The 23,533-nt window shown below is 65.7% G+C and carries 25 protein-coding genes and 1 tRNA gene; 12 read left to right on the forward strand and 14 right to left on the reverse strand.

Annotated features, from left to right (window positions below):
• Window positions 1–153 precede the first annotated feature (153 nt).
• Together EJ069_RS24980 and rocF are read right to left on the reverse strand one after the other, a co-directional pair.
• Entirely contained in the window at window positions 154–1,212 is a 1,059-nt protein-coding gene (locus tag EJ069_RS24980; protein ID WP_126063585.1) for an ornithine cyclodeaminase, read from the reverse strand.
• A gap of 2 nt (window positions 1,213–1,214) precedes the next feature.
• Window positions 1,215–2,150 (reverse strand): arginase, encoded by a 936-nt coding sequence (gene rocF / locus EJ069_RS24985; protein ID WP_126063586.1) that lies wholly within the window; start codon window positions 2,148–2,150, stop codon window positions 1,215–1,217.
• Between the two features lie 130 nt (window positions 2,151–2,280).
• Between rocF and EJ069_RS24990 the strand changes: the two genes are divergently transcribed.
• On the forward strand, window positions 2,281–2,721 hold the full coding sequence (locus EJ069_RS24990) for an Lrp/AsnC family transcriptional regulator (protein ID WP_126063587.1): 441 nt from the start codon (window positions 2,281–2,283) through the stop codon (window positions 2,719–2,721).
• 142 nt (window positions 2,722–2,863) lie between these two features.
• Here the strand turns inward: EJ069_RS24990 and EJ069_RS24995 are convergent, their stop codons facing one another.
• The 3 genes from EJ069_RS24995 to EJ069_RS25005 all read right to left on the reverse strand — a co-directional run bounded on the left by EJ069_RS24995 (window position 2,864) and on the right by EJ069_RS25005 (window position 4,320).
• Entirely contained in the window at window positions 2,864–3,247 is a 384-nt protein-coding gene (locus tag EJ069_RS24995) for a hypothetical protein (protein WP_126063588.1), read from the reverse strand.
• 210 nt (window positions 3,248–3,457) lie between these two features.
• A complete protein-coding gene (locus EJ069_RS25000) occupies window positions 3,458–3,655 on the reverse strand; it encodes a hypothetical protein (RefSeq protein WP_126063589.1) in 198 nt (65 codons plus the stop codon).
• Window positions 3,656–4,245: 590 nt separating this feature from the next.
• Window positions 4,246–4,320, reverse strand: a tRNA-Gly gene (locus EJ069_RS25005).
• Between the two features lie 270 nt (window positions 4,321–4,590).
• Here EJ069_RS25005 and EJ069_RS25010 point away from each other — a divergent pair.
• From EJ069_RS25010 to EJ069_RS25025, 4 genes are all read left to right on the forward strand, one after another.
• Window positions 4,591–5,091 carry a prolyl-tRNA synthetase associated domain-containing protein gene (locus EJ069_RS25010; RefSeq protein ID WP_126063590.1) on the forward strand — a complete coding sequence of 167 codons (501 nt, stop codon included), beginning with the start codon at window positions 4,591–4,593 and terminating at the stop codon, window positions 5,089–5,091.
• An 84-nt stretch (window positions 5,092–5,175) separates the two neighbouring features.
• Window positions 5,176–6,168, forward strand: a complete 993-nt coding sequence (trxA, locus tag EJ069_RS25015) for a thioredoxin (protein WP_126064869.1) — start codon at window positions 5,176–5,178, stop codon at window positions 6,166–6,168.
• Between the two features lie 293 nt (window positions 6,169–6,461).
• On the forward strand, window positions 6,462–7,133 hold the full coding sequence (locus EJ069_RS25020; protein WP_126063591.1) for an LON peptidase substrate-binding domain-containing protein: 672 nt from the start codon (window positions 6,462–6,464) through the stop codon (window positions 7,131–7,133).
• A 14-nt stretch (window positions 7,134–7,147) separates the two neighbouring features.
• Window positions 7,148–7,393: a Trm112 family protein gene (locus EJ069_RS25025; protein WP_042645365.1), complete on the forward strand. Its 246-nt coding sequence runs from the start codon at window positions 7,148–7,150 to the stop codon at window positions 7,391–7,393.
• 251 nt (window positions 7,394–7,644) lie between these two features.
• Here the strand turns inward: EJ069_RS25025 and EJ069_RS25030 are convergent, their stop codons facing one another.
• The 3 genes from EJ069_RS25030 to EJ069_RS33370 are packed head-to-tail and all read right to left on the reverse strand — an operon-like array spanning window position 7,645 to window position 13,395.
• Window positions 7,645–10,977, reverse strand: coding sequence for an error-prone DNA polymerase (locus EJ069_RS25030; protein ID WP_126063592.1), 3,333 nt, complete (start codon window positions 10,975–10,977; stop codon window positions 7,645–7,647).
• Window positions 10,974–12,464 (reverse strand): DUF6504 family protein, encoded by a 1,491-nt coding sequence (locus EJ069_RS25035; protein ID WP_126063593.1) that lies wholly within the window; start codon window positions 12,462–12,464, stop codon window positions 10,974–10,976. Before EJ069_RS25035 ends, EJ069_RS25030 begins: the two co-directional genes overlap by 4 nt.
• Entirely contained in the window at window positions 12,406–13,395 is a 990-nt protein-coding gene (locus EJ069_RS33370) for a hypothetical protein (protein WP_126063594.1), read from the reverse strand. Before EJ069_RS33370 ends, EJ069_RS25035 begins: the two co-directional genes overlap by 59 nt.
• A gap of 183 nt (window positions 13,396–13,578) precedes the next feature.
• Here EJ069_RS33370 and EJ069_RS25045 point away from each other — a divergent pair, with 183 nt between their 5' ends.
• Window positions 13,579–14,016: a metallopeptidase family protein gene (locus tag EJ069_RS25045; protein ID WP_042645389.1), complete on the forward strand. Its 438-nt coding sequence runs from the start codon at window positions 13,579–13,581 to the stop codon at window positions 14,014–14,016.
• A gap of 242 nt (window positions 14,017–14,258) precedes the next feature.
• On the opposite strand, the gene EJ069_RS25050 is transcribed toward EJ069_RS25045, so the two are convergent.
• Complete coding sequence (locus EJ069_RS25050) at window positions 14,259–14,465, reverse strand: DUF1737 domain-containing protein (RefSeq protein ID WP_095820644.1); 207 nt, start codon at window positions 14,463–14,465, stop codon at window positions 14,259–14,261.
• A gap of 29 nt (window positions 14,466–14,494) precedes the next feature.
• The gene (locus EJ069_RS25055; RefSeq protein ID WP_126063595.1) at window positions 14,495–15,373 is read right to left on the reverse strand and encodes a CoA ester lyase; all 879 of its coding nucleotides are present in this window, start codon (window positions 15,371–15,373) and stop codon (window positions 14,495–14,497) included.
• Window positions 15,374–16,005: 632 nt separating this feature from the next.
• Here EJ069_RS25055 and EJ069_RS25060 point away from each other — a divergent pair.
• From EJ069_RS25060 to EJ069_RS25070, 3 genes are all read left to right on the forward strand, one after another.
• Window positions 16,006–16,704: a response regulator transcription factor gene (locus EJ069_RS25060; protein WP_126063596.1), complete on the forward strand. Its 699-nt coding sequence runs from the start codon at window positions 16,006–16,008 to the stop codon at window positions 16,702–16,704.
• Window positions 16,692–18,263: an ATP-binding protein gene (locus tag EJ069_RS25065; RefSeq protein WP_126063597.1), complete on the forward strand. Its 1,572-nt coding sequence runs from the start codon at window positions 16,692–16,694 to the stop codon at window positions 18,261–18,263. Before EJ069_RS25060 ends, EJ069_RS25065 begins: the two co-directional genes overlap by 13 nt.
• A gap of 81 nt (window positions 18,264–18,344) precedes the next feature.
• A complete protein-coding gene (locus EJ069_RS25070; RefSeq protein WP_126063598.1) occupies window positions 18,345–19,511 on the forward strand; it encodes an FAD-binding oxidoreductase in 1,167 nt (388 codons plus the stop codon).
• A 211-nt stretch (window positions 19,512–19,722) separates the two neighbouring features.
• Here EJ069_RS25070 and EJ069_RS25080 read toward each other — a convergent pair whose 3' ends face one another.
• From EJ069_RS25080 to EJ069_RS33910, 4 genes are all read right to left on the reverse strand, one after another.
• A complete protein-coding gene (locus EJ069_RS25080) occupies window positions 19,723–20,202 on the reverse strand; it encodes an SRPBCC domain-containing protein (protein WP_126063599.1) in 480 nt (159 codons plus the stop codon).
• A gap of 43 nt (window positions 20,203–20,245) precedes the next feature.
• Window positions 20,246–20,695 (reverse strand): SRPBCC family protein, encoded by a 450-nt coding sequence (locus EJ069_RS25085; protein ID WP_126063600.1) that lies wholly within the window; start codon window positions 20,693–20,695, stop codon window positions 20,246–20,248.
• A complete protein-coding gene (locus EJ069_RS25090) occupies window positions 20,692–21,012 on the reverse strand; it encodes a metalloregulator ArsR/SmtB family transcription factor (protein WP_126063601.1) in 321 nt (106 codons plus the stop codon). The genes EJ069_RS25085 and EJ069_RS25090 overlap by 4 nt, the downstream gene beginning before the upstream one ends.
• Before the next feature lie 99 nt (window positions 21,013–21,111).
• Entirely contained in the window at window positions 21,112–21,288 is a 177-nt protein-coding gene (locus EJ069_RS33910; RefSeq protein WP_348639341.1) for a GNAT family N-acetyltransferase, read from the reverse strand.
• A 37-nt stretch (window positions 21,289–21,325) separates the two neighbouring features.
• Between EJ069_RS33910 and EJ069_RS33915 the strand changes: the two genes are divergently transcribed.
• The 3 genes from EJ069_RS33915 to EJ069_RS25105 all read left to right on the forward strand — a co-directional run bounded on the left by EJ069_RS33915 (window position 21,326) and on the right by EJ069_RS25105 (window position 23,300).
• Entirely contained in the window at window positions 21,326–21,673 is a 348-nt protein-coding gene (locus EJ069_RS33915) for a hypothetical protein (protein ID WP_348639342.1), read from the forward strand.
• A 47-nt stretch (window positions 21,674–21,720) separates the two neighbouring features.
• On the forward strand, window positions 21,721–22,326 hold the full coding sequence (leuD, locus tag EJ069_RS25100; protein ID WP_040987979.1) for a 3-isopropylmalate dehydratase small subunit: 606 nt from the start codon (window positions 21,721–21,723) through the stop codon (window positions 22,324–22,326).
• 65 nt (window positions 22,327–22,391) lie between these two features.
• On the forward strand, window positions 22,392–23,300 hold the full coding sequence (locus tag EJ069_RS25105) for a hypothetical protein (RefSeq protein ID WP_126063602.1): 909 nt from the start codon (window positions 22,392–22,394) through the stop codon (window positions 23,298–23,300).
• Window positions 23,301–23,533 lie beyond the last annotated feature (233 nt).

Raw genomic sequence — 23,533 nt, forward strand, 5'->3', positions numbered from 1 at the left:
TCTCCCCCCTTGAGGGGGAGATGTCGCCGAAGGCGACAGAGGGGGTCGCTGCGCGTGAAGCGCCAACCTCCATCTGTAGAAGCAAGCTGAGCCCAGTCGGACCGACCCCTTCTGGCCTGCCGGCCATCTCCCCCTCAAGGGGGGAGATTACGCTCACGCCGCCGGCTGCATGGCGGCCCTCTCCAGCATGCCGAAAAGGTCGCGCGGCTCGTCGGGGTCGGCGAGCAGGTCGAGCTCCTCATAGAGCCCGGTGGCCTGGAGCTGGTCGCGGACGTAGCGCAGCGCCGAAAAATCCTCGGTGGCGAAGCCGACGGAATCGAACAGCGTGATCTGCTCGGGCGCCTTGCGGCCCTTGGCCTTCCCGGTCATCACCTGCCACAGCTCGGTCACCGGATGGTCGGCGTCGAGCTGCTGGATCTCGCCTTCGATGCGCGTCTGCGGCGGGAACTCGACGAAGATGTCGGAGCGCAAAAGGATGTCGCGGTGGAGCTCCGTCTTGCCGGGGCAGTCGCCGCCGACGGCGTTGATGTGGACGCCGGAGCCGACCATGTTGTCGGTGAGGATGGTGGCGTACTGCTTGTCGGCGGTCACCGTGGTGATGATGTCGACGCCTTCCACCGCGTCCTGCCCGGTCGCGCAGATGGTGATGTCAAAACCCTTGGCCGCCAGGTTGCGGGCGCATTTTTCGGACGCCGAACGATCGATGTCGTAGAGCCGCAGCTTATCGATGCCGAGCAATGCCTTGAAGGCAATGGCCTGGAACTCGGACTGGGCGCCGTTGCCGATGATGGCCATGGCGCGCGAACCCTTGGGCGCCAGGTATTTTGCCGCTACGGCGGAAGTGGCGGCGGTACGCAGCGCCGTCAGGATGGTCATTTCGGTGAGCAGCATCGGATAGCCGGAGCCGACATCGGCGAGCACGCCGAAGGCGGTGACGGTCTGGCGGCCCTCGCGCATGTTCTTCGGATGGCCGTTGACATATTTGAAGCCGTACATCTTGCCGTCGCTGGTCGGCATCAGTTCGATGACGCCGTCATGGCTGTGCGAGGCGATGCGCGGCGTCTTGTCGAACAGCTCCCAGCGGCGGAAATCCTCCTCGATATAGGCGGCGAGCTCGGTCAGGAAGCGCTCGACGCCGATGGCGAGCACCAGCTTCATCATGCGGTCGACGCTGACGAAGGGAACGATGGCGAGGCGCGAAGGCTGGGTCATGATCAGAGGCTCCCGGAATGGCTGCGGGTCGGGCGGTCCATGATGCGGCGGCCCATCAGGCTGGCGGTGAGGTCGACCATCAGGGTCGCGGTGCGGCCGCGCTCGTCGAGGAACGGGTTGAGCTCGACCAGGTCGAGGCTGGAGACGAGGCAGCTGTCGGAGAGCATCTCCATCACCAGATGCGCTTCGCGAAAAGTGGCGCCGCCGGGAACGGTGGTGCCGACGGCCGGCGCGATCGACGGGTCGAGGAAGTCGACGTCGAGGCTGACATGCAGGAGCCCGTTCTCCTGCTCGACGCGGGCGAGGAAAGCGCGCAGCAAGGGCGCGATGCCGTGCTCGTCGATGGCGCGCATGTCGTGCACGGTGACGCCGGCTTCAGCGAGTGCGCGGCGCTCGGCGGGATCGACGCTGCGCAGGCCGATGGCGCAGATGCGGGCCGGGTCGACCGCCTGCGGCAGATCCGGGAAATAACCCTTGAAGCCGGCCTGGCCGCTGGCATAGGCGAGCGGCACGCCGTGCAGATTGCCGCTGGTGGTGGTGTCGAGCGTGTGGAAATCCGGATGCGCGTCGAGCCACAGCACGAAGAGCGGCCGGCCACGTTTGGCAGCGCGGCGCGCCACGCCGGACACCGTGCCGGCGGAGATCGAATGGTCGCCGCCGAGGAAGATCGGCACGGCGTCCCTGGAAGCGGCGTAGGCGGTCTCGGCGATCGCCGCGGTCCAGGCGGAGATCTCCGGCAGTGCCTTGAGCGCGAGGTTGCCGTGCACCATCACCGGTCGCGCCGCGGCCTTCTCGACCGCGCCCCAGTCCTCGACCTCATGGCCAAGCTCGGCCAGCACCGAGACGAGGCCTGCCGTGCGCAGCGCGCTCGGCCCCATCTCGCATCCCATCCTGCCCGCGCCGTCCTGCACCGGCGCGCCGACGATCCTGCAGCGCATGATTTTTCAGCCCTTACGATTGATTGGCTGATTGGATCATCAGGCGCTGGCGGTTTGAACAGGCAAAATTGGCATTTCGAGAAGAATGATCTATCATTCTGCGCATCCAATTTGACCAAGATGGGCAATCATGGACACGCTTGACGAAAGACTGGTCACGCTTCTGCGGCACGATGCGCGGCGCAGCGTGTCCGATCTCGCCGTCGATCTCGGCGTCTCGCGCGCCACGGTCCGGGCGCGCATGGAGCGGCTGGAAAAGTCCGGCGAGATCATCGGCTACACGGTGGTGCTGCGCGCCGACGCGGTCGATCAGAGGATACGCGGCGTGATGATGATCGAGATCGAGGGCCATGCCGCCGACCGCGTCATCCGGGCGCTTGGCGGCCTTCCCGAGGTTTCCACCATCCACACCACCAACGGCCGCTGGGACCTCGTGGTGGAGCTCGGCACCGCCTCGCTCACCGATTTCGATGCGGTGCTGCGCCGGATAAGGCTGATCCCCGGGATCACGGGCAGCGAGACCAGCCTGCTGCTGGCTACGCCGCGGACGACAAGGGCGCGGCTGGCATAACAGGTCCGTGAGTCTCGGGACGATCGGCGGTCCGCGGGCGTTATCTCCGCCTTGGCATCGTGGGAACGCGACGGCCCCGGTGTGCGGCCCGGCAGGGCTCGATCACACCGGCGGCCGCATTGTGGGGGGAGCGCTCGGGTCGTCAGCCGTTCGGATAATAGCCGCCGTCGCCGCCGCTGCCGATATAGGTCCCTTGGCCGGAGGCATTCTGAAGCCGCTGATCCAACTCGTTGATCTGCCCAATCGCCGAACGGCCTCGGGTGGGCTGGATGGCGTCCGCCTGCCGCATCAGGTCGCGGGCCTGGTCCTGCGAGATCTTGCCCATCGCCCGGGCCTCACGGATACCCTGTTTCACGCCAAGCAGCTGCTGCGTCGCAACTCTCGCTTCCGGGTCCGCCGGCACCGATGCCGTGGTTGTGGTGTCGACCGCCGCTCTATGGTGGCGGTGCACGGCATAGGCGCTCGAAAGCGGTATGGCCGCGAAGATCGCGGCGGCCGCAATGATCTTTGGGATGAAAGAACGCATGATGACATCTCCTCGGGATGGAGGAAGCGGTGAACCCGCTTTCCAAAACGGGCCGTCCAGTCGCGTCGTGTCGCGGTGCAGGCCACTCACCGCCGGCGGTTCTCGGCCCCCGAAAGGACATATGGAAGCCGGCACAAGGTTGAAATGCGTTGGCACGCAAATGTTATCCGATGTGATCTGGGGTTGAATCGCGGTGCGCGACCTGGGTCCTTAGGCGACGCTGGCGAAGGGAACCGGCGAATCGATAACCTGCCCGCCAATTCCCGCATTGGCCTGGTCGGCCAGATCCTCGGCTTCGCCACGCGTCAGTCCGATCAGCACCCGGCCGTCCATCTCCGCCGGGAGGTCGAGAGCCAGATCATGGACAAGCCAGTCGTCACACGGATCCTGCATCGCTGCGAACCTCATCGGCGCTCCCTCGGTCGGTGCATCTAAATCTCCGACGAGTCCGCTCGTTCTGGATCGGAACGGCAGAGTATCGATAAATGGCTGCAATACGGACGAAATGGCTGCGGCGCCGATTGATCCGCCTGTCCGGCAAGCCGCTCCGCCTCCTCGCGGCTCAGGCCGAGCAACAATATGTCCCCAACCTGCGCCGGATAACCCGAAAGCAGGTCATATACCATCCATTGGCCGCACGGATCCCGTAAGGCTGTGAACCTCATGGCCGACGCTCTTTGATCTAGTATGCCCCAACGCAACGACTCGCGGGAACTGCGCCCGCGAAACTGCCCGGCCGGATTTAGTTCCGGCACTTTCACTCAACATATAGTTGTCAGGCGCCCGGCAAAAGAGGCTCTACAGTCCCTTTGGCATGCGACCCAAGTCTGATGGATGACGGCACTTCCCGTATGACCGCGCCAACTGCCGGCGGCAGATTTCGTCACTTCCCCGGCAATCCGGGAAGCTCCGAGGATCAAGAAGATCAAATGGTCCAGACGCGAAAAAGCCGCGGCGGTCCGCGGCTTTTCGTCTGCTTGATCCTCGGTGGAGGAAACTGGAGCGGGTGAGGCGATTCGAACGCCCGACCCCAACCTTGGCAAGGTTGTGCTCTACCCCTGAGCTACACCCGCTCGCGCGGCCTCGGGCCGCAAGCCGCGCCTATATGGCCGAAGAGCGCGGCGATTGCAACAGGGAAATGACGGTCTTTTTGGAGTGAATTTTCTCGTGCGGCGAGATCCGCTTCGAAAGCATCGAAGCGGCGCGGAACCGGGGCGATCGCCAATCCGCGCTCAAAGCTTCCGCGCTTCCGCGCGCCTTTCCCGGAATTGCCCCTGCGGCCTTGCCCCGATGGCATCGTTGGCCGTAAACGGCATGAGCCCTATTCGACCGCGCGAGGACCGATGCCGAAGACCGAAGCCGAGCTCAACGAATTTCTTGCCGATCTCGGCATTTCCGTCTCGACGGTCAGGCACCCGCCGCTGTTCACCGTCGCCGATTCGCAGTCCTTGCGCGGCGAGATTCCCGGCGGCCACACCAAGAACCTGTTCCTCAAGGACAAGAAGGACAATTATTTCCTCGTCACCGTCGGCGAGGAAGCCGTCGTCGACCTGAAGCAGATCCATCACCTGATCGGCGCCGCCAGCCGAGTGTCGTTCGGCAAGCCCGAGATGCTGATGGAGCTGCTCGGCGTCATCCCCGGCGCGGTCACCGTCTTCGGCCTGATCAACGACACGGAAGGGCGGGTGAAGGTCGTTCTCGACCAGGCGTTGATGAGCCACGACGTCATCAACGGCCATCCGCTGACCAATGAGGCGACGACCTCGATCGCCGCCGCCGATCTGATCAGATTCGTCGAGGCAACCGGCCACGATCCTGTTATCCTGAAAGTCTCACAATCTTGAAAGTCAGGGCTTGATCGCCACATGGAAGGCGGTTCCAAAATCCGACAATGACGCGCCTGAAAGCGCGACCGAAAGGGCGACATGATGAGCGACAACAATCCGTATAGCGGCGCGTTCGGCGGCAATGGCGGCCAGTACGCCCAGACGGTGCACTATGGCGGCGGCGACCGCCCCAAGGTTTCGCTGGGCGAGGCGCCGGCGGCGGCCGACCTGATCAAGGACACCACCACCGCGACTTTCGCCGCCGACGTCATCCAGGAATCGCGGCGCCAGCCGGTGCTGGTCGACTTCTGGGCGCCATGGTGCGGGCCGTGCAAGCAGCTGACGCCGCAGCTGGAAAAGGCGGTGCAGGCAGCCGGCGGCAAGGTCAAGCTGGTCAAGATGAACATCGACGACCACCCCTCGATCGCCGGCCAGCTCGGCATCCAGTCGATCCCCGCGGTCATCGCCTTCAAGGACGGCCAGCCGGTCGACGGCTTCATGGGCGCCATTCCCGAAAGCCAGATCAACCAGTTCATTCAGAAGGTCGGCGGCAAGGGCGGCGGCGCGCCGCAGATCGCGGATGCGCTGGCCGCTGCCGCCGAGGCGCGAGCGGCAGGTGACGTGCAGACCGCGGCCGACATTTATGACGCGATCCTCGAGCAGGCGCCGGAGACGCTGGAGGCGATCGCCGGCTTGGGCGAAATCCTGTTCGATGCCGGCGACGCGGAAGGCGCCGAGGCGGTTCTGGCCCGCGCACCCGAGGACAAGAAGGATGCGCCGGCGCTCGCCGCGCTGCGCGCCAAGATGACGCTGGCGGCCGAAGCGGCCGCGCTCGGCAATCCGGCCGAATTCGAGCGCCGGCTCGCCGCCAACCCAGCCGACCATCAGGCGCGCTTCGACCTGGCGATGATCCAGAACGCGCGCGGCGATCGCAATGCGGCCGCCGACAATCTGCTTTCGATCGTCAAGGCCGACCGCAGCTGGAACGACGACGGCGCCAGGGCGCAGCTGCTGAAGTTGTTCGAGGCTTGGGGAATGACCGACGAGGCGACGCTGGCGGCACGCCGCAAGTTGTCGTCGCTGCTGTTCTCGTAGAGCATTTCAGCGTTTCACAGAAACGCGAAACGCTGCAAGTGATTGTCCTGGCGCAATTCCGAGCGGAAAACCGTTTCACACTTTTCCTGGAATTGCTCTAGGCTTGGCTTTGCGCAATTCCGGGCGGAAACCGCTGCTTCCTGGAATTGAGCTCAAAAGTTTTTGCCGGCTGTCGCGGCCGGCAGGCTTGAGCGGAGGAGTGCCAGCGCCAGATATGGGCTGTGCCGATCAAGAGGGTGCGAGAGGAGATTGCAGGGTGATGCGCTTGCCGGCGTTGCTTCGGGAGGGTCGCGGTGCGCGTTGGTAACGCACTTTACCGGCTGGCCAAGGATCTGCCGCCGGCAATCCCGGTGTTTCCGCTCGCCGGTGCGCTGCTTCTGCCCGGCGGCCGCATGCCGCTCAACATCTTCGAGCCGCGCTATCTGCAGATGATCGACCAGGCGATGGCCGGCTCGCGGCTGATCGGCATGATCCAGCCGAGCCTCGACGGCGCTTTGCGCGACGATGGCGAGCCGGAGCTGTGCAGCGTCGGCTGCGCCGGGCGCATCATCTCTCTCGCCGAGACGGGCGACGGCCGCTACCTGATCTCGCTGCAGGGCGTGTGCCGGTTCCGCATCGTGCAGGAGCTCGCGGCAAAGGCGCCGTTCCGGCAGTGCAAGATCATGCCGTTCCTGGCCGATCTCGAGGAGGACCCGGCCGCCGCCGAGATCGACCGGCCGGCGCTGCTCAAGGCGTTTCGCGCCTATCTGCAGGCCAACGACCTCGAGGCCGATTGGGAAAGCGTCAGCCGCGCCGAAAACGGCATGCTGGTCAACGCGCTGTCGATGATGGCGCCCTACGGGCCGGCCGAGAAACAGGCGCTCCTGGAAGCGCCGGACCTGAAGACGCGCGCCGAAACGCTGATCGCCATCACCGAGATGACGCTGGCGCGCGAGGATGACGAGTTCGGGTCCAGTCTACAATAGTTTGGGGTGGGTTCATGGCGGACGGACGTGACGGACGAAAAGCCGAGGTCGACCCGAAGCTGCTGGAACTGCTGGCCTGCCCGCTGACCAAGGGGCCGCTGACCTGGGATCCGGAGCGCAGCGAGTTGGTCTCGCGGGTGGCGAAGCTCGCCTATCCGGTGCGCGACGGCATTCCGATCATGCTGCCTTCGGAGGCGCGCACGATCTCGGCCGAGGACATGCTTGCGCCACCGCCGCCGCGTCTCGGCGGGCCTTCGTGAGCGGGCTTGCGCTTATAAGCGACGTAGGTAGGCGATCCTTCGCGCCCCCCTCTGGCCTGCCGGCCATCTCCCCCACAAGGGGGGAGATTGGCAGCTGCGGCGCCCAGCGTATCCTGCAACGTTGGCGATTGGCGAAAGCCGGCGTGACGTCCAATCTCCCCCTCGTGGGGGGATGTCCGGCAGGACAGAAGGGGGCGCTGTCCCGCCGACATCAAAGTTGTGTGTGACGGCACGCGCAGTCCGACGTCATCCTACTGAAAATTGCGCCCTTTCGGCATGACCTGTTGTGCGGCACCCGACAGGGCTTCAAGATTCTGATGGACCGGCAGGCCACGGCTTGCGTCGGTCTTTGATCCAACCGGCCGTTCGGCGGGCTCGATGACCGGGCGATTGGCGGACTCCAGCAGGACGCTCAGCCACGAGGTCAAATCCTCGATCCGGTCGGCGACGATGTGGATGACGTTTGATTCATGCTGCAGCTTGCCGGTGACGCGGATGAAGCGGGCGCCCATCACCACCGGGCGGAAGCGGTCGAAGACGCGCGGCCAGATGATGACGTTGGAGATCGATTTTTCGTCCTCCAGCGTAAGGAAGATGGCGTTGCCCTTGCCCGGGCGCTGGCGGACCAGCACGAGGCCGGCGACGGAGACGCGGCGGCCGTCGCGCACCGACGGCAGCTGGGCGTTGGGGGTGATGCCGGCACGGGTGAGCCGCTCGCGCAGGAAGGCGACTGGGTGCTCCTTCAGCGACAGGCCGAGCGAGCTGTAGTCATGCACGACATGCTCGCCGAGCGGCATTTTCGGCAGTTTCGTTTCCGGCTCCAGCTCGCGCAGGCGGAGCAACGGCTGGTCGAACAGCGGCAGCTTCTCGGCGGCGCTCCTGCCGTCGAGCGCCCGGACTTCCCAGAGCGCGGCGCGGCGGTCCAGGCCGATCGAGCGGAAGGCGTCGGCCTCAGCCAGTCTTTCGATCTCGCCGACATCGAGGCCTGAGCGCAGCCAGATATCCCTGACCGATCGATAACCGTCACCGCGCTGCGCCACTAATACATCCATGCGTTCCTTGGACAGGCCCTTGATCTGGCGGAAGCCGAGCCTGACGGCATGCGCTGTCTCGATGACGCCGCGCATCGAGGCGTGGCGCTCGAGGATGCGGGACGGATCGAAGGCGGTGGCCTCCAGGGTGCAGTCCCAGACGGAATGATTGATGTCGACCTCGCGCACCTCGACGCCATGGTCGCGCGCGTCGCGCACAAGCTGGGCCGGCTGGTAGAAACCCATCGGCTGGGCGTTCAGGATCGCGGCGCAGAAGACGTCGGGAAAGAAGGTCTTGAACCAGCAGGAGGCATAGACCAGCAGCGCGAAGGAGGCGGCGTGGCTTTCGGGAAAGCCGTACTCGCCAAAGCCTTCGATCTGCTTGAAGCAGCGCTCGGCGAACTCCTTGTCGTAGCCATTACCGACCATGCCGTCGATCATGCGCTGGCGGTAATTGCCGATCGTGCCGGTGCGCTTGAAGGTCGCCATGGCGCGGCGCAGCTCGTCGGCCTCGCCCGGCCTGAAGCCGCCGGCGACGATGGCGATCTTCATCGCCTGTTCCTGGAAAAGCGGCACGCCCAGCGTCTTGCCGAGGATCTTCTTGAGCTCCAGGCTGGGGTAATGGACCGCCTCCTTGCCCTGCCGCCGGCGCAGATAGGGATGCACCATATCGCCCTGGATCGGGCCGGGGCGCACGATCGCCACCTCGATGACGAGATCGTAGAAATTTTCCGGCTTGAGACGCGGCAGCATCGACATCTGCGCGCGCGACTCGATCTGGAAGACGCCGAGCGTGTCGGCCCTCTGGATCATGGCGTAGACGTCCTCGTGCTCCTCGGGAAGAGTTGCGAGTACGTAAGGCCGTCCGAACGGATCCCGCGCTTGCGGATAATGGTCGGTGAGCAAGGTGAAGGCGCGCTTCAGGCAGGTCAGCATGCCGAGCGCCAGCACGTCTACCTTGAGGATCTTCACCGCGTCGAGATCGTCCTTGTCCCACTCGACCATCTTGCGCTCCTCCATCGCCGTCTTGACGATGGGCACGACCTCGTCGAGCCGGTCGCGGGTGATGACGAAGCCGCCGACATGCTGGGAAAGGTGCCGGGGAAAACCCATGATCTCGTTGGCGCGCTCCAGCACCTGGCGCGACAGCGGATCGGTGCGGTCGAGGCCGCCGGCATTGGCCTCCCTTTCGCCGAGCTCGGAGGTCGACCAGCCCCAGATGGTGCTCGACAGCGCGCTGCGCACATCCTCCGACAGGCCCATGGCCTTGGCCACCTCGCGCAAGGCGGAGCGGCCGCGATAGCTGATGACGGCGGCGGCAAGCGCCGTGCGCTTGGCGCTGTATTTCTCGTATATATAGGCGATGACCTCGTCGCGCCTTTCATGCTCGAAGTCGACGTCGATGTCAGGCGGCTCGTTGCGCTCCTCCGAGATGAAGCGCTCGAACAGTGTGTCGATGCGCTCGGGGCCGACCTCGGTGATGCCGATGCAGAAGCAGATGATCGAATTGGCGGCCGAGCCGCGGCCCTGGCAGAGGATATCCTTGCTGCGGGCGAATTTGACGATGTCGTGGACGGTCAGGAAATAGCGCGCATAGTTCAGGCGCTCGATCAGCGCGAGCTCGCTGTCGATGCGTTCCAGCACATACTCGGGAACGCCGGCCGGATAGCGCCTGACCGCTCCTTCGCGGGCCAGGCGCTCAAGCTCGGCCTGCGGCCCGAGGCCGGATTCGGTCGGCTCGTCCGGGTAGTTGTATTCGAGGTCGCTGAGAGAAAAGGACAATTCGTCGGCGAAACGCACCGTCTCGGCCAGCGCTTCAGGGTGACGGCGGAACAGCCGCGCCATCTCCAGCGGCGGCTTCAGGTGGCGCTCGGCATTGGCGGTCAGCTCCAGCCCGACCTCGCAAACCGGCGTGTTGAGGCGGATCGCGGTCAGCACATCCTGCAGCGGGCGGCGCTCGGCGGCATGATAGAGCACGTCGTTGGTCGCCATCAGCGGGACGCGCGCCTGGTCGGCCATCGCAGCCGCCTGCTCGATGCGGAAGCGGTCATTGCCGCCATAATCCGGCGCCACGGCCAATCTGAGCGCAGCGCCGAAACTATCTTTGAGCCGGCTAATAAATTCCAGATTGCCTTCCGCGCCGCCGGACAGATTGGGCAGGACCGCCAGCGACATCCGATCGCCCCATTCGAGCAGGTCGTCGAGCTCGAGCAATGTCGCGCCCTTCTCGGTCTCGTCGCGCAGATTGGCTTGGGTCAGCATACGGCACAGATGCCCCCAGCCCTGGCGGTCGCGGGGATAGGCGAGGATGTCCGGCGTGCCGTCGCCGAACACCAGGCGGCAGCCGGGATGATAGGCCATCTTCTCCACCTTGGCCTGCTGCCAGGCGCGCACGACGCCGGCTACCGTGTTCCTGTCGGCAAGGCCGATCGAGGCAAAACCGTAGAATTTCGCCGTGACCACCAGCTCCTCGGGCTTCGAGGCGCCGCGCAGGAAGGAGAAATTCGAGCTTATGCCGAACTCGGCATAGGGAATGGCGGTCAGCGCCTTCATGCGAACACCCCATGCATGTACCAGTGCGGTGGCGCGGCCTGGGGCGAGGTGCTGTAAAGACCCTGGCGGTAGAGCCAGTAGCGGCGCCCCTCGCTGTCCTCGATGCGGTAATAGTCGCGGGTCGGCGCCTCTTCCTCGCCGGGCAATTGCCGCCACCATTCGGCGGCGATGCGTTCCGGCCCCTCGGCGCGGGCGACGCGGTAGAGCGCGCGCCGCCAGCGGAAATTCATCGGCGGTCCTTCCGGGATCTCGGTCGCCGGCACCTCAATCGGCTCGGGCGAGCGGAACAGGCGCACCGGCCGCTCCGGCGGATAGATGGTCATCGGCGGGGCTGTCCGGGGTGGTGCCGCCCGCCCGGCCGCCGGCGCGCGCCTTTGCGGCGCTTCGGCGAAAGGCACGCTCTTGACGGCGCGTTCCGGCAGATGGCTCTCGACGACAACCGGCTTCAGCACGGCAGCCTCGCCGAGGCGGGCGCGGACGCGGTCGGCAAAGAGCGCGATGTCCGCGTCCTCATCATCCGCCTCGCCGGTGAGGTCGCCCTGAACCAAGTCGAAGGCGGCGACCGACAGCACGGACAGCCGGACAAGGTCGAAGCCGAAGCCGGCGTCGATATTCTGCTCCAGCGCGGTGAGCCGCTCATGGAACAGTCTTTGGATCAGCCGTGGCTCGCGCATCGGACGCGAGGTGCCGACGGCGATGCGGCTGACAGCGCCGTCGACGCGAAAGAGAAACAGCGCCAGCGTCCTTGCGCCTTCGCCGCGCCGTTCGAGGTCGGTCTTCAGGGCGACGGCAAGCCGGCTTATGAGCCGCTCGATATCGTCGGTGAGCATGACCGGCTCGGCAAGGTGGCGCTCGACCGAGAGCGGCGCGACGGGAAGACGCGGCGACACGGCCTCGTCGAGGCGGCCGAGCGCCTGGTCGAGGCGCAGAAGCAGAGTGGCGCCGAAGCGGCGGGCGAGCGGCGCGCGCGGCGCCGCCATCACCGCGCCGGCGGTGCGCAGGCCCACGCTTTCCAGGAGGGCGCGGGTCTCCGGCGCGATGCGCAGCGCCGACAATGGCAACGGCGCCAGCAGCGCCTCCTCCTCGCCGCCGGCAACGATGCGGTTACCGTGGAAGCGCGCCGCCGCCCAGGCGGCGCCCGGCGTCGAGGCCAGGCCGGCGCGGACGTCGAAACCCTGCTGGAAGAAGCGGGTGAGGATCTCGTCCTGCATGGCGCGCTCGCCGCCGAACAGATGCGTGCAGCCGGTGACGTCGAGGAACAGCCCGTCCTCGGCGTCGATCGCCACCAGCGGCGTGTAGCGGTCGCACCAGTCGGCAAGGCCTTCGAGCAGGCGGCGGTCGGCTTCCGGGTCGGCCTCGACCACATCGATCATGGGGTGCATGGCGCGGGCATCGGCAATGCCCATGCCGCGTTTCAGCTTCAGCGCCTCAGCCCGCTCGTCGAGGGCTGCGATGCGCTGGGTGTTGTTGTCGCGATGGCTGATCACCAGAGGCAGGTGCTGCGAGGGCCGGGAACGCCAGGACCGCCCCAGACGCTGGCGCAGGATCCGCTCCGCGCTGAGATGCGGGAACCACAGCGACAGGATTCTCTGTTCTTTCCGCAAAAGCGTGCTCATTTGGGTTCCACTCCAGTGTGAATTGTCCGGGCAGGGCCGTGCGGCTCTTGCCGATATCGACCTTGAAAGCGGGGCGGCCGATCGAGCCGGCGAGCGGTCCGGCGACCGTCTCGCGGTTCGCCGCGGGCGCCGCCGAGACGATGAGGCGCACCGGGGCGGCGGTTGGATCGGCCTCGCCGGCCTGGCGCAGCAACAGCACCGGGCGGCCGGCGTTCTGGGCGCGGGCGTGCAGCCGGCGCGTGGCGGTTAGGTCGAGAAGCCGCCGGCTGCCGCGGATTTCAAGGATGACCGCGGCGAAGGCGGTCATACGGGCGGCCTCCTCGGCGATCCACAGCGCGTCGAGCAGTTTCGGGGCCTCGGAAAACAGCAATTGCTCCGGCTCGATGCCGAACAGGGCATGAAGGCCCCTGGCATAGGGCAGGCCGGCCTCGTGGAAGATTTCCGCCGTGCCGACCCAGAGGATCGGCAGGCCCTGCTTCTCCTTGAGGATCAGGCTCACGAGCGAGAGCGCGAGGCCGGCGACCGCGCCGGCATCGCGGGTCTCCAGCCCATGGATCTCGCTGAGCGCCGCCCTGGGCAGGCCGCCGCCAAGGGCAGTGTCGAGGCGTTCGATGCCGGTGTGCAGGAAAGCATCCGGCGAGGCCACGGCAAGGCCGCGCCGGACAAGCGTCATATCCGACTTGGCGGCATCCGCAGGGGCAGCAACCGGCGCCTGCAGGCGCTCGGGCAGCGTTCCCTCGATCTTCGCGATCTGGCGGCGCAGGGCAAAAACAGTGTCCCGCGCCACGGCGCTCATCGCCATGACGTTCACTTCCGGCAGCAATTGTTCCTGTTATGTTCTTATAGATTCCAGAGGCGCCCGGAAGAGTCAAGCAGAGTCCGAAGGAATTTATTCCTTCAGCTTTTACCCTGAAAGCGCATGGCCGGCCGGCTCATTTGCCTCTATCGGCGCGAAAGCCTATATGCCGGGATCAAAGGACATTCCATGGCCCGCATCTACAAGACCCGCACCTGGCACGATCAGCTCTCGCCGTCGATGGACGAGCTGGAGCTTATGGCGCTGGAGGCCTATGCCCATCTGCCGGACGAGTTCCGCCAGCTCACCGGCGAGATCGTCATCCAGATCGCCGAATTCCCGACCGACGAGATCATGGACGACCTGTCGCTGGAGACGCCCTTCGACCTGCTCGGCCTGTTCGAGGGGCGCGGCATCGCCGAGCGCTGGAACCCGCAGACCGGCGAGGGCCCGAACCGCGTCACGCTCTATCGCCGCGCCATCCTCGATTACTGGGCCGAGAACGAGGAGACGCTGGGCGACATCGTCACCCATGTGCTGATCCACGAGATCGGCCACCATTTCGGCCTGTCGGACGACGACATGGAGCGGATCGAGGAGGCGGCCGAGCAGGCGGCGGCGGGGTAAAGCACTTCGTCATCCTAGGGCGAAGCAAGGAGCGAAGCGACGCGCGTAGACCCTAGGATCCATGCCGTTCCATCAACACCAAGCTCGCGGTGAAGAACGGAACGCATACCCCCGACACCGCAAATATCCCCTTCTGACCCGCTGCGCTTTTCGGCTCAGGTAACAGCATGGATCCTAGGGTCTGCGCTCCGCTTCGCGTCGCTCCGCCCTAGGATGACGAAGTGGAAGGGTCGCAGCGCGCTCTACCAGTCGCTGAGCTTGGTGTCGGCCGTGTATTCCTGGCCTTCGACATCCTTCACCACGGCCTGGCCGCAGCGCATCGACTTGGTCTTCTTGTCATAGGCGTAGGTCGGCGAGCCGAACAGGTGCCAGCCCTTGTTCAGCGCAGCGGTGACCTTGTGGCAGAAGGTTGAATCGTCCGGGCCGGACAGGAAGCGGTAGAGTTTCATTTTTCGAACCCATCACGTGTTTCGGCGCATCATGCGCCGATGACCGCGGCCTTCGCCAGAAGTTTCTCGGCTTGCGCCAGATGCAGCCGCTCGACCATGCGGCCGTCCAGCGCAATCACCCCCTTGCCGGCATTTTCGGCCCGCGCGAACGCATCCCGGATCGCGCGCGCCTGAGCCAGCGCTTCGGGCGACGGCGAGAAGGCGCGGTTCGCCGGCTCGATCTGGGCGGGGTGGATCAGCGACTTGCCGTCGAAGCCCATGGCCGCCCCCTCGGCGCATTCGCGGGCAAAAGCATCGAGGTCGCGGAAATCATTGGCGACGCCGTCGATCACGTCGAGGCCGCCGGCCCGTGCCGCCAGCACCAGCTGCATCAGCCACGGCATCAGATAGCGCCGGTCGGGCGTTGCCAGAATGCCGGTCGCCTTCACCAGGTCGTTCGTTCCGGCCACGAAACAAGCCAGCCTCGAAGCCGGATCGCGCCCGAGCTCGGCGATGGCGCCGATATTGAGCAGCGCTTTCGGCGTCTCGACCATCGCCCATAGTCTCACGCTGTCCGGCGCGAAATTGTCGTCGAGCAGGTCGCCGGCCTCGAGGATGTCGCGCGGCGTGCCGATCTTGGGCAGGAGAATGCCGTCGGGCTCGGCCTTGGCGACAGCCAGAAGATCGTCGGCGCCCCATTCGCTGGCCAATGGGTTGATGCGCACCACCATCTCGCGGCGCTTTTCGCGGCCGGCCAGGATGCCGGCGACCTTGTCGCGCGCGGCTTTCTTGTCGGCCGGCAGGACGGCGTCCTCGAGATCGATGATGACGGCGTCGCACACCAAGGTACCGATCTTGGCGAGCGCCTTGTCATTCGAGGCGGGAATGTAAAGCACCGAGCGGCGCGGGCGGTAGGTGTCGACGGTCATGAGCGATCTATGCCGGGTGATGGCGGGTGAGGCAAGGCGGAGGTTAATCTCCTCCCTTGAGGGGGAGATGTCGCCGCAGGCGACAGAGGGGGTCGTCGCGCATGGAGCGCCGGCGTTCTGCGCGGCAAGAAATGAGGTCGGCCCTTTACGCGCAAGGACCCCTTCTGACCGCTTCGCGGCCATCTCCCCCTCGAGGGGGGAGAGGGCGACCTGCCTGCACGAAATCTGCAAATCCTTGCGGAAAACCTCCTCCATTCCGCCGCGCGCTTACCGCGACCGTCTGCGACAAGGCCGTCATGCAAACGCCTCACACATCCCGCTGGTCGCTGCCGCGCCGGCTCCGCGACGAAGGCTGGTGGCTCGTCGAGCCGCAAAGACTGCGCGTCGCGGCGGACGTCCTGCTTTTCCCTCCGAGGTCGCGCCATGTGGCGGACATGCCGAGGAGGGTCTGGCGATGACGCTCTTTGCCAACCATGCCATGGGCTCTGTCCAGGCATGCGCGGATGCCCGAGCGCCTTGCGGTCTCATGGCCTTGTCCCGGCACAGCTCCGGACCGAAAACAATTTCGCACTTTTCCTTGGATTTGCTCTAATCCTGCCGTCACCCAAGCTTACCCGCCGGGCCATTGACCAATGCCGCACAACATACTCGTCGCCGACGACGACCCGCATATCCGCGAGATCATCTGCTTCGCGCTGGAAAAGGCCGGCATGAAGACGGCCGCCGTCGCCGACGGCGCCGCAGCGCTCCAGGCAGTCGAGCGGCGCGCGCCCGACCTCATCGTGCTCGACATCGGCATGCCGGAGATGGACGGGCTGGAGGTCTGCCGGCGGCTCAGGCAGAAATCCGACGTGCCGGTGCTGTTCCTGTCCGCGCGCGATGAGGAAATCGACCGCATCCTCGGGCTGGAAATGGGCGGCGACGATTATGTGACCAAGCCGTTCAGCCCGCGCGAACTGGTCGCCCGCGTCAATGTCATCCTGCGGCGCGCGCGCCCAATGCCGGTCGAGGAAGAAGCGGACGAGCGGGAATTCGCGCATGGCAAGCTGATGCTTGTCCCGGCAAGCCATGCGGCGAGCTTCGACGGCAAGCCGCTCACCTTGACGGCGATCGAGTTCGCGATCCTGAAGGGCTTCCTCGCCCGCCCGCTTCACGTGCTTGGCCGCGACGCGGTGATGGCCAATGCCTATGCCTCGAACATCCATGTCTCGGAGCGCACGGTCGACAGCCACATCCGCAATGTGCGGGCCAAGCTGGCGGCGGTCGGCTGCGCCGATGCGATCGCGACGGTGCATGGCGTCGGCTTCCGGCTCGGCCGATGCGGTGGTTGAGCAAGGAAAGGTGGCGGCCGCGGCTCGCCACCGTCGTCATCGCCATCCTGATCGTGGTCATGGCGCTGCCGCTGGTCGGGCTGTTCTTCTTCCGGCTCTATGAGAACCAGCTGATCCGCCAGACCGAGGGCGAACTGATCGCGCAAGGGGCGGTCATCGCGGCCGTCTATGCAAAGGAGCTGCGCGCCGCCGGCATTTCGCAGGACAGGCTGGGTTCGCCGATCTCGGCCGATCCGGCGCGGGACAACAACTATCCCTATGAACCGATCGAGCCACGCCTCGATCTCGCCTCGGACGACGTAATGCCGATGCGGCCGGCGGCGACTCCGGCCGCCTCCGACCCTGCCTTCGCGGCCATTGGCGCGCGGCTCGACGGTATTCTCGACGAAACGCAGAAGACGACGCTCGCCGGCTTCCGCCTGCTCGATCCGCGCGGCGTGGTGATTGCCGGCGGCGACGAGATCGGTCAGTCGCTCAGCGGGGTCGAGGAGGTGCGGGTCGCGCTTTCCGGCGCCTATGCCAGCGAGCTCAGGCTCCGCATCCCCGACCAGCCGCCGCCACCGCTTTATTCGGTGAGCCGGGGCACCAGGGTGCGCGTCTTCGTCGCCATGCCGGTCGAGCTCGACGGCCGGGTCGCGGGCGTCGTCTACCTGTCGCGGACGCCGAACAACATCGTCAAGCATCTCTATGGCGAGCGCGGCAAGGTGACGTTGGCGGCCATCGCCATACTCGGCGGCACGCTGCTGATCGCGCTGGTGTTCATCCGCACCGTCAGCCGGCCGATCTATGCGCTGATCGAGCGGACGAAACGCATCGCCGCCGGCGATCGCGACGCGATCAGGCCGCTCGCCCATCACGGCACGCGCGAGATGGCGGCGCTATCGACGGCCTTCCTCGACATGGCGACCAAGCTGCAGGCGCGCTCCGACTCCATCCAGACCTTCGCCACCCATGTCTCGCATGAGCTGAAATCGCCGCTGACGGCGATCCAGGGCGCGGCGGAGCTGCTGAGGGAATCCGGCGGCGCGATGGACGAGGCCGAGCGCAAGCGTTTCTCCAACAACATCGTCACCGATGCCGGGCGGCTCAATCTCCTGGTGCGCCGGCTGCTCGACCTGGCGCGCGCCGAAAACCTGGAACCGAGCGGCGAAAGCACGACGCTTGACGGCGCGCTGGCATCCTTGCCGGTCGACACCAGGCTGGAGACGCGGCTCGAAGGCGGCGGCGATATCAGGCTCGGCATCTCGGCCGAGAATCTCGGCATCGTGCTTGCCAACCTCATCGACAATTCGGCGAGGCACGGCGCCCGGCAGGTGGCGATCCATGCCTCGGCCGATGGTGAGCGCGCCCTGGTCCGGGTCGGCGACGACGGCGACGGCATCTCGGCCGCCAACCGGGCCAAAATCTTCGAGCCGTTCTTCACCACGCGGCGCGAGACCGGCGGCACCGGCGTGGGGCTTGGCATCGTGCTGGCCCTCCTAAAAGCGCATGATGGCACGATCAGGCTGGTTGACTCCGAGCGCGGCACGCGCTTCGAGATCAATCTGCCGGTCGTCTGAGAACCGGGGTGGCTTGCTACGCAATTCCGTACGGAAAACCGCTACACACTTTTCCTGGAATTGCTCTGATCGGAGAAAAAAGTGCGCTACGACATCGTCATCATCGGCGGAGCCATCGTCGGGTCCTCGGTCGCCTATCACTTGCGGGAGGAAGGCTTTACGGGCTCCATCGCTCTGATCGAGCGCGATCCGCAATTCTCCCACGCGGCGACGACCTTGTCGCTCGCCTCGATCCGCCAGCAATTCTCCATCCCTGAAAACATCCGGCTGTCGCAGTTCACGCTGAAGCTGTTCCGGCGGCTGAAGGAGACGTTCGGCGCCGATGCCGATATCGGCTTTCGCGAGGGCGGCTATCTCATCCTTGCCGGCGAGGCCGGGCTGTCGATCCTCAGGGCCAATCACGAGACGCAGGTCGCCGAGGGCGCCGATATCGCGTTCGAGGATGCCGGGCAGCTGGCGCGCCGCTTCCCATGGCTGTCGGTCGAAGGCATTTCCGCCGGCGCCTATGGCCGCAGCGGCGAGGGCTGGTTCGACGCGCATGCGCTGTTGACGCTGTTCCGCAAGGCGCTGCGCGACAGGAAGATCGATTTCATCACGGCTTCCGCCACCGGCATCAAGCGCGAGGGCAACCGCGTCACCGCTGTGTCGCTCGACAATGGCGAGACGCTGGAAGCCGGGATCGTCGTCAACGCCGCCGGGCCGAACGCCGGCAAGGTCGCGGCCTTCGCCGGGCTCGAGCTGCCGGTCGAGCCGCGCAAGCGCAATGTCTTCGTCTTCGAGGCGCGCGAGAAATATGCCGACATGCCGCTGCTGGTCGATCCGTCCGGCATCTATGTGCGGCCGGAAGGTTCGGTCTACCTCACCGGCGGCGCCGAGCCGGAGGAAGGCGATGTCGCGCCCGATCCCAAGGATTTCGACGTCAACTGGCCGCTGTTCGAAGAGGTGATCTGGCCGGTTCTGGCCACCCGCATCCCGGCTTTCGAGGCGATCAAGCCGACGCGCGCCTGGGTCGGGCATTACGACTACAACACGCTCGACCAGAACGGGGTGATCGGGCCGCATCCGGAGGTCGCAAACTTCCTGTTCGCCAACGGTTTTTCCGGCCACGGCCTGCAGCAGGCGCCGGCGGTCGGCAAGTCGATCGCGGAGCTTGTCATGCATGGCGGGTATCGCACGATCGACTGCACGGCGTTCGGGTATGAGCGGGTGGCGGAAGGACGGGCATTCAGGGAGCTGAATGTGATTTGAGTCGCTCGCGGTTTCTTGGACGCTGGTACGAGGCCCCCCTCTCTGTCCTGCCGGACATCTCCCCTCAAGGGGGAGATCGGCAGTTTCGGCGACGGCGCTTTTCCTGCAACGCCGGAGATTGGCGAAAGCCGGCGTGACATCTGATCTCCCCCCTTGAGGGGGAGATGCCCGGCAGGGCAGAGAGGGGGGCGAAGGATCGCGGCGTCTGTTTTCATGTCGCCCCGCCAAGATACCCCTGCAGCCAGCCAAGCACGCGCGCCCAGCCTTCGGCATGTTCCGCCGCGGCGTCCGGGAACCCTGCGAAGCCGCCGTGGCAGATGGTGAGCCGCGTGCCGTCGCCGATCGGCTCGAGCAGGTAAGCCACGGTCGTTTCCTTACGGCCGAGCGCCGGATGGTCCCAGTCGTAGCGCCGCGTCTGCACGATGCGGCGCGGCATCTCGATTTCAAGAAACTCGCCGCTGGCGGGTAGACGTTGACCGTTGGCCGTTTTCACGACGACGCTCCAGCTTCCGCCGACGCGAAGATCGGCGTTCCACCCGGTCATCCGGTAAGTGTCGGCCGAACCCCACCAGCGCTCGACCTCCCGGGTGACCAGTGCGGCGATGACCTCGTCCGGCGCGACGGGAAGGTCGGCCGAGGCCATCACCGTGTCGGCGTTCGCCATGGCTTGCGGGAAGGACAGTTGAAGCATCGCATGCACCCCCAGCGAAATTGTCTCGTATCCGAAATGAAGTTCAGCCCTTCGAGGGCGGGCGCTCGAAACCCTTGCCGGTTTCAAGCAGGCTCTTGAGGCTCGCCAGCACCAGCGGCCAGCCCTTGGAGACGTTGGCGATCAGCCTGTGCGGGCCGTCGGCCTCGTGCACGACGGCGAGCTTCATCAATTCGCCGTCCGGCTCGATGGTGAAGGTGCAGCGCGTGTAGCCGTCCTCCTTCACCTCGGGCAGCCATTCATTGCGCCATTTGATCACCAGGCGTTTTGGCGGATCGATCTCCAGGATCTCGCCTGAGTCGGCGACGCGCCCGTCGGGGAAGATCAGCTTCCAGCTGGAGCCGACCTTCCAGTCGCTCTCCTGATAGGAGCAGAGGAAGAACTGCCGGTTGAATTCCGGATCGGTCAGCGCTTGCCAGAGTTTTTCAGGCGTGGTGCGGATATAGGTGACATAGACAAAGCTGTTCTCGCTCACGGCTCTTCCCTTTCAAGACGTTGCTTCAGGTCGTTCAATGCACTGAGCCGATGGCGCTCGAACTTGCCGATCCAGCGCTCGGCGATCTCGTTGATCGGAACGGGGTTGAGGTAGTGCTCCTTCTCGCGGCCGCGGCGCATGGTGGTGACGAGGTTCGCCTCCTCCAGGATCGCCAGGTGCTTGGTCACCGCCTGGCGCGTCATATCCATGTGCTCGCAGAGCGCGTTGAGCGTCTGCCCGTTCCTTGCATGGAGGCTGTCCAGCAATTGCCGGCGGGTCGGGTCGGCCAAAGCGCGAAAGACGGCATCCATGCTCATGGCTCTAATATGCAACCATTCGGTTGCATGTCAAGCGGTGAGGCGCAAAAAGATCGGGTGCCGGGCTGCGCGGACCGGCGCCATCAGCTTGCGGGAGCGTCAGCGCTTGCGGGAGAACCAGAAGGCGTCGGGCATGCGCGTCATGCCGATGCGCTCGTAGAAGCCGACGGCGTCGGGCATCGAGATCAGGCTGATGGCGACCGACGGGCCGAGTTGGCGCTGCGCCTCGTCCATCAGGCCCTTGCCGATGCCGAGCCCTTGCGCCGAGGTGGACACGGCGAGCTCGGAAATATAGCAGACCCAGGAGAAGTCGGTGACGCCGCGCGCGACGCCGAACCAGAGGCTTGCCCCCGATATCGAGCCGAGCGGTCAGCACCAGATTGGCCCTGTCGAGCATCGTCTTCAGGCGGGCGTCGTCATCGATGGGCCGCGTCTCGCCGAGGCCGGATTCGACCAACACGCGGCGGAATTCGGCGACAGCGAGCCTGGGCTCGCTGGCGAAGAGGACTTTGGAAGGATCGGCCATGGCGGCAGACTGCACCAACCGGCCAGGATTTCGAAGCCGTTTTTAAGGCGTCATTCCGTGCGCAAGCCATGCCCGCCATTGGCCCAAGGGCCGTGCACGAACAGTTGCCTTTCATTTGCCGCCGGCTTTGTGTAAACCGTCCCGCAAAATTCCCCGCAAGCCAAGAAGACGGGCAGGTACCCATGGATAAATTCACCAAGCTCACCGGCGTCGCCGCGCCCATGCCGATCGTCAATGTCGACACCGACATGATCATCCCGAAGGATTATCTCAAGACGATCAAGCGCACCGGGCTCGGCACCGGCCTGTTCGCCGAGATGCGCTACAATGAGGACGGTTCGGAGAACCCGGATTTCGTGCTCAACAAGCCGGCCTATCGCAAGGCGCAGATCCTGGTCGCCGGCGACAATTTCGGCTGCGGCTCGAGCCGCGAGCATGCGCCCTGGGCGCTGCTCGATTTCGGCATCCGTTGCGTGATCTCGACCTCTTTCGCCGACATTTTCTACAACAACTGCTTCAAGAACGGCATCCTGCCGATCACGGTCAGCCCGGAAGACCTCGATAAGCTGATGGACGACGCCTCGCGCGGCTCCAACGCGACGCTGTCGATCGATCTCGAGGCCAAGGAAATCCGCGGGCCGGACGGCGGCGTGGTCAAATTCGACCTCGACGACTTCAAGCGCCATTGCCTGCTCAACGGCCTGGACGATATCGGCCTCACCATGGAGAAGGCCGGCGCCATCGCATCCTTCGAGAAGCGGAACGCCGAGCAGCGCCCCTGGGCCTGACATTCTGAACGTAGTGGCCCGGCCGTTCGCGGCCGGGTTCGTGGCGACTGAATGGAGGGACAGTCATGACACGCTCGCTTCTGGCCGCTTCGGTGGCAATCCTTCTCGCCACAATCGGCACCCACGCGCAGACCACGGCGCCCGCCACGTCCGACCAGCCGGCTGCCGATCAAGGCACGGCCGACCAGGGCAGCGACCAGGCTGCGTCGGAGGACGACAAGCAGGCGCCGATCCCCTTCGAGGGCGGGCAGCTCACCATCACGCAGCCGGAGCAGGACGGCGAGAAGGTGCTGTCCTATGACGGCAAGCAGCTGGCCAGCAATTACGACGTCTTCTTCGACAAGATCGTCAAGATCGGCGACGTCAACGTCGCGCTCGTCGATGTCGGCGACGGCGGCAATCAATGCGGCCCGGCCAAGGTCATCGTCTGGAAGAAGGACGGCGAGATTGAGACCACCACGGTCGAGCAGGACGAATGCGGCGCGCCGCCGGCCGCCGTCTCCGACAGCGCCATCTATTTCGTGCCCTACCTTTTGCCAGGCGATTCCAAGCCGGCGCTGCAATGGTCGCCCACGGAAGGGCTGACGACCTCCGGCAACCTGACCTACACGCCGGAGCCCGGCACCGACTGGAAAGATGTCGACCCGTCGAAATACGACAACATCATCGACGCCTTCCACAATGAGGCGGTCTACAAGGCCGGCCAGGTGCTGCTGGGCAACGACATGCCCGACATGGCGACCAGCCTGCTGGTCGGCGGCGGCACCGAAAAGACGGCATCAGGCGCCTTCTACGCCACCGGCTGCGTGCCGCATGACTGCGGCGGCAATGACGGCTTCATGGCTGTCGACCCGGCCAAGCAGAAGGTCTATTTCGCCCGCCGAGGCGACAATGGCGAGCCGCAGGCCTGGCCGCCGCTGAAGGACTGGCCGGCGGATATCGAGAAGGCCTATGAGGATGCGCAGCGGAACTAGGGCACGGCAACGGCCCTCTTCCGTCGTCATCCACGGGCGGAGCGACGCGTAGCGGCGCGCAGACCCGAGGATCCATGCCGTGACCGCTGCCGTACAGTGTAACCGAGCAGAATTCTGCACCGCTGGGCGCCGCTTCAGCGTAACGGCATGGATTCCAGGGTCTGCGCGCGTCGCTTCGCTCCTTGCTCCGCCCTGGAATGACGATGGGAGGGAGGTTGCGGCCAACCGCGGAG

The organism is Mesorhizobium sp. M2A.F.Ca.ET.043.05.1.1, from assembly GCF_003952445.1.
GTDB lineage: Bacteria > Pseudomonadota > Alphaproteobacteria > Rhizobiales > Rhizobiaceae > Mesorhizobium.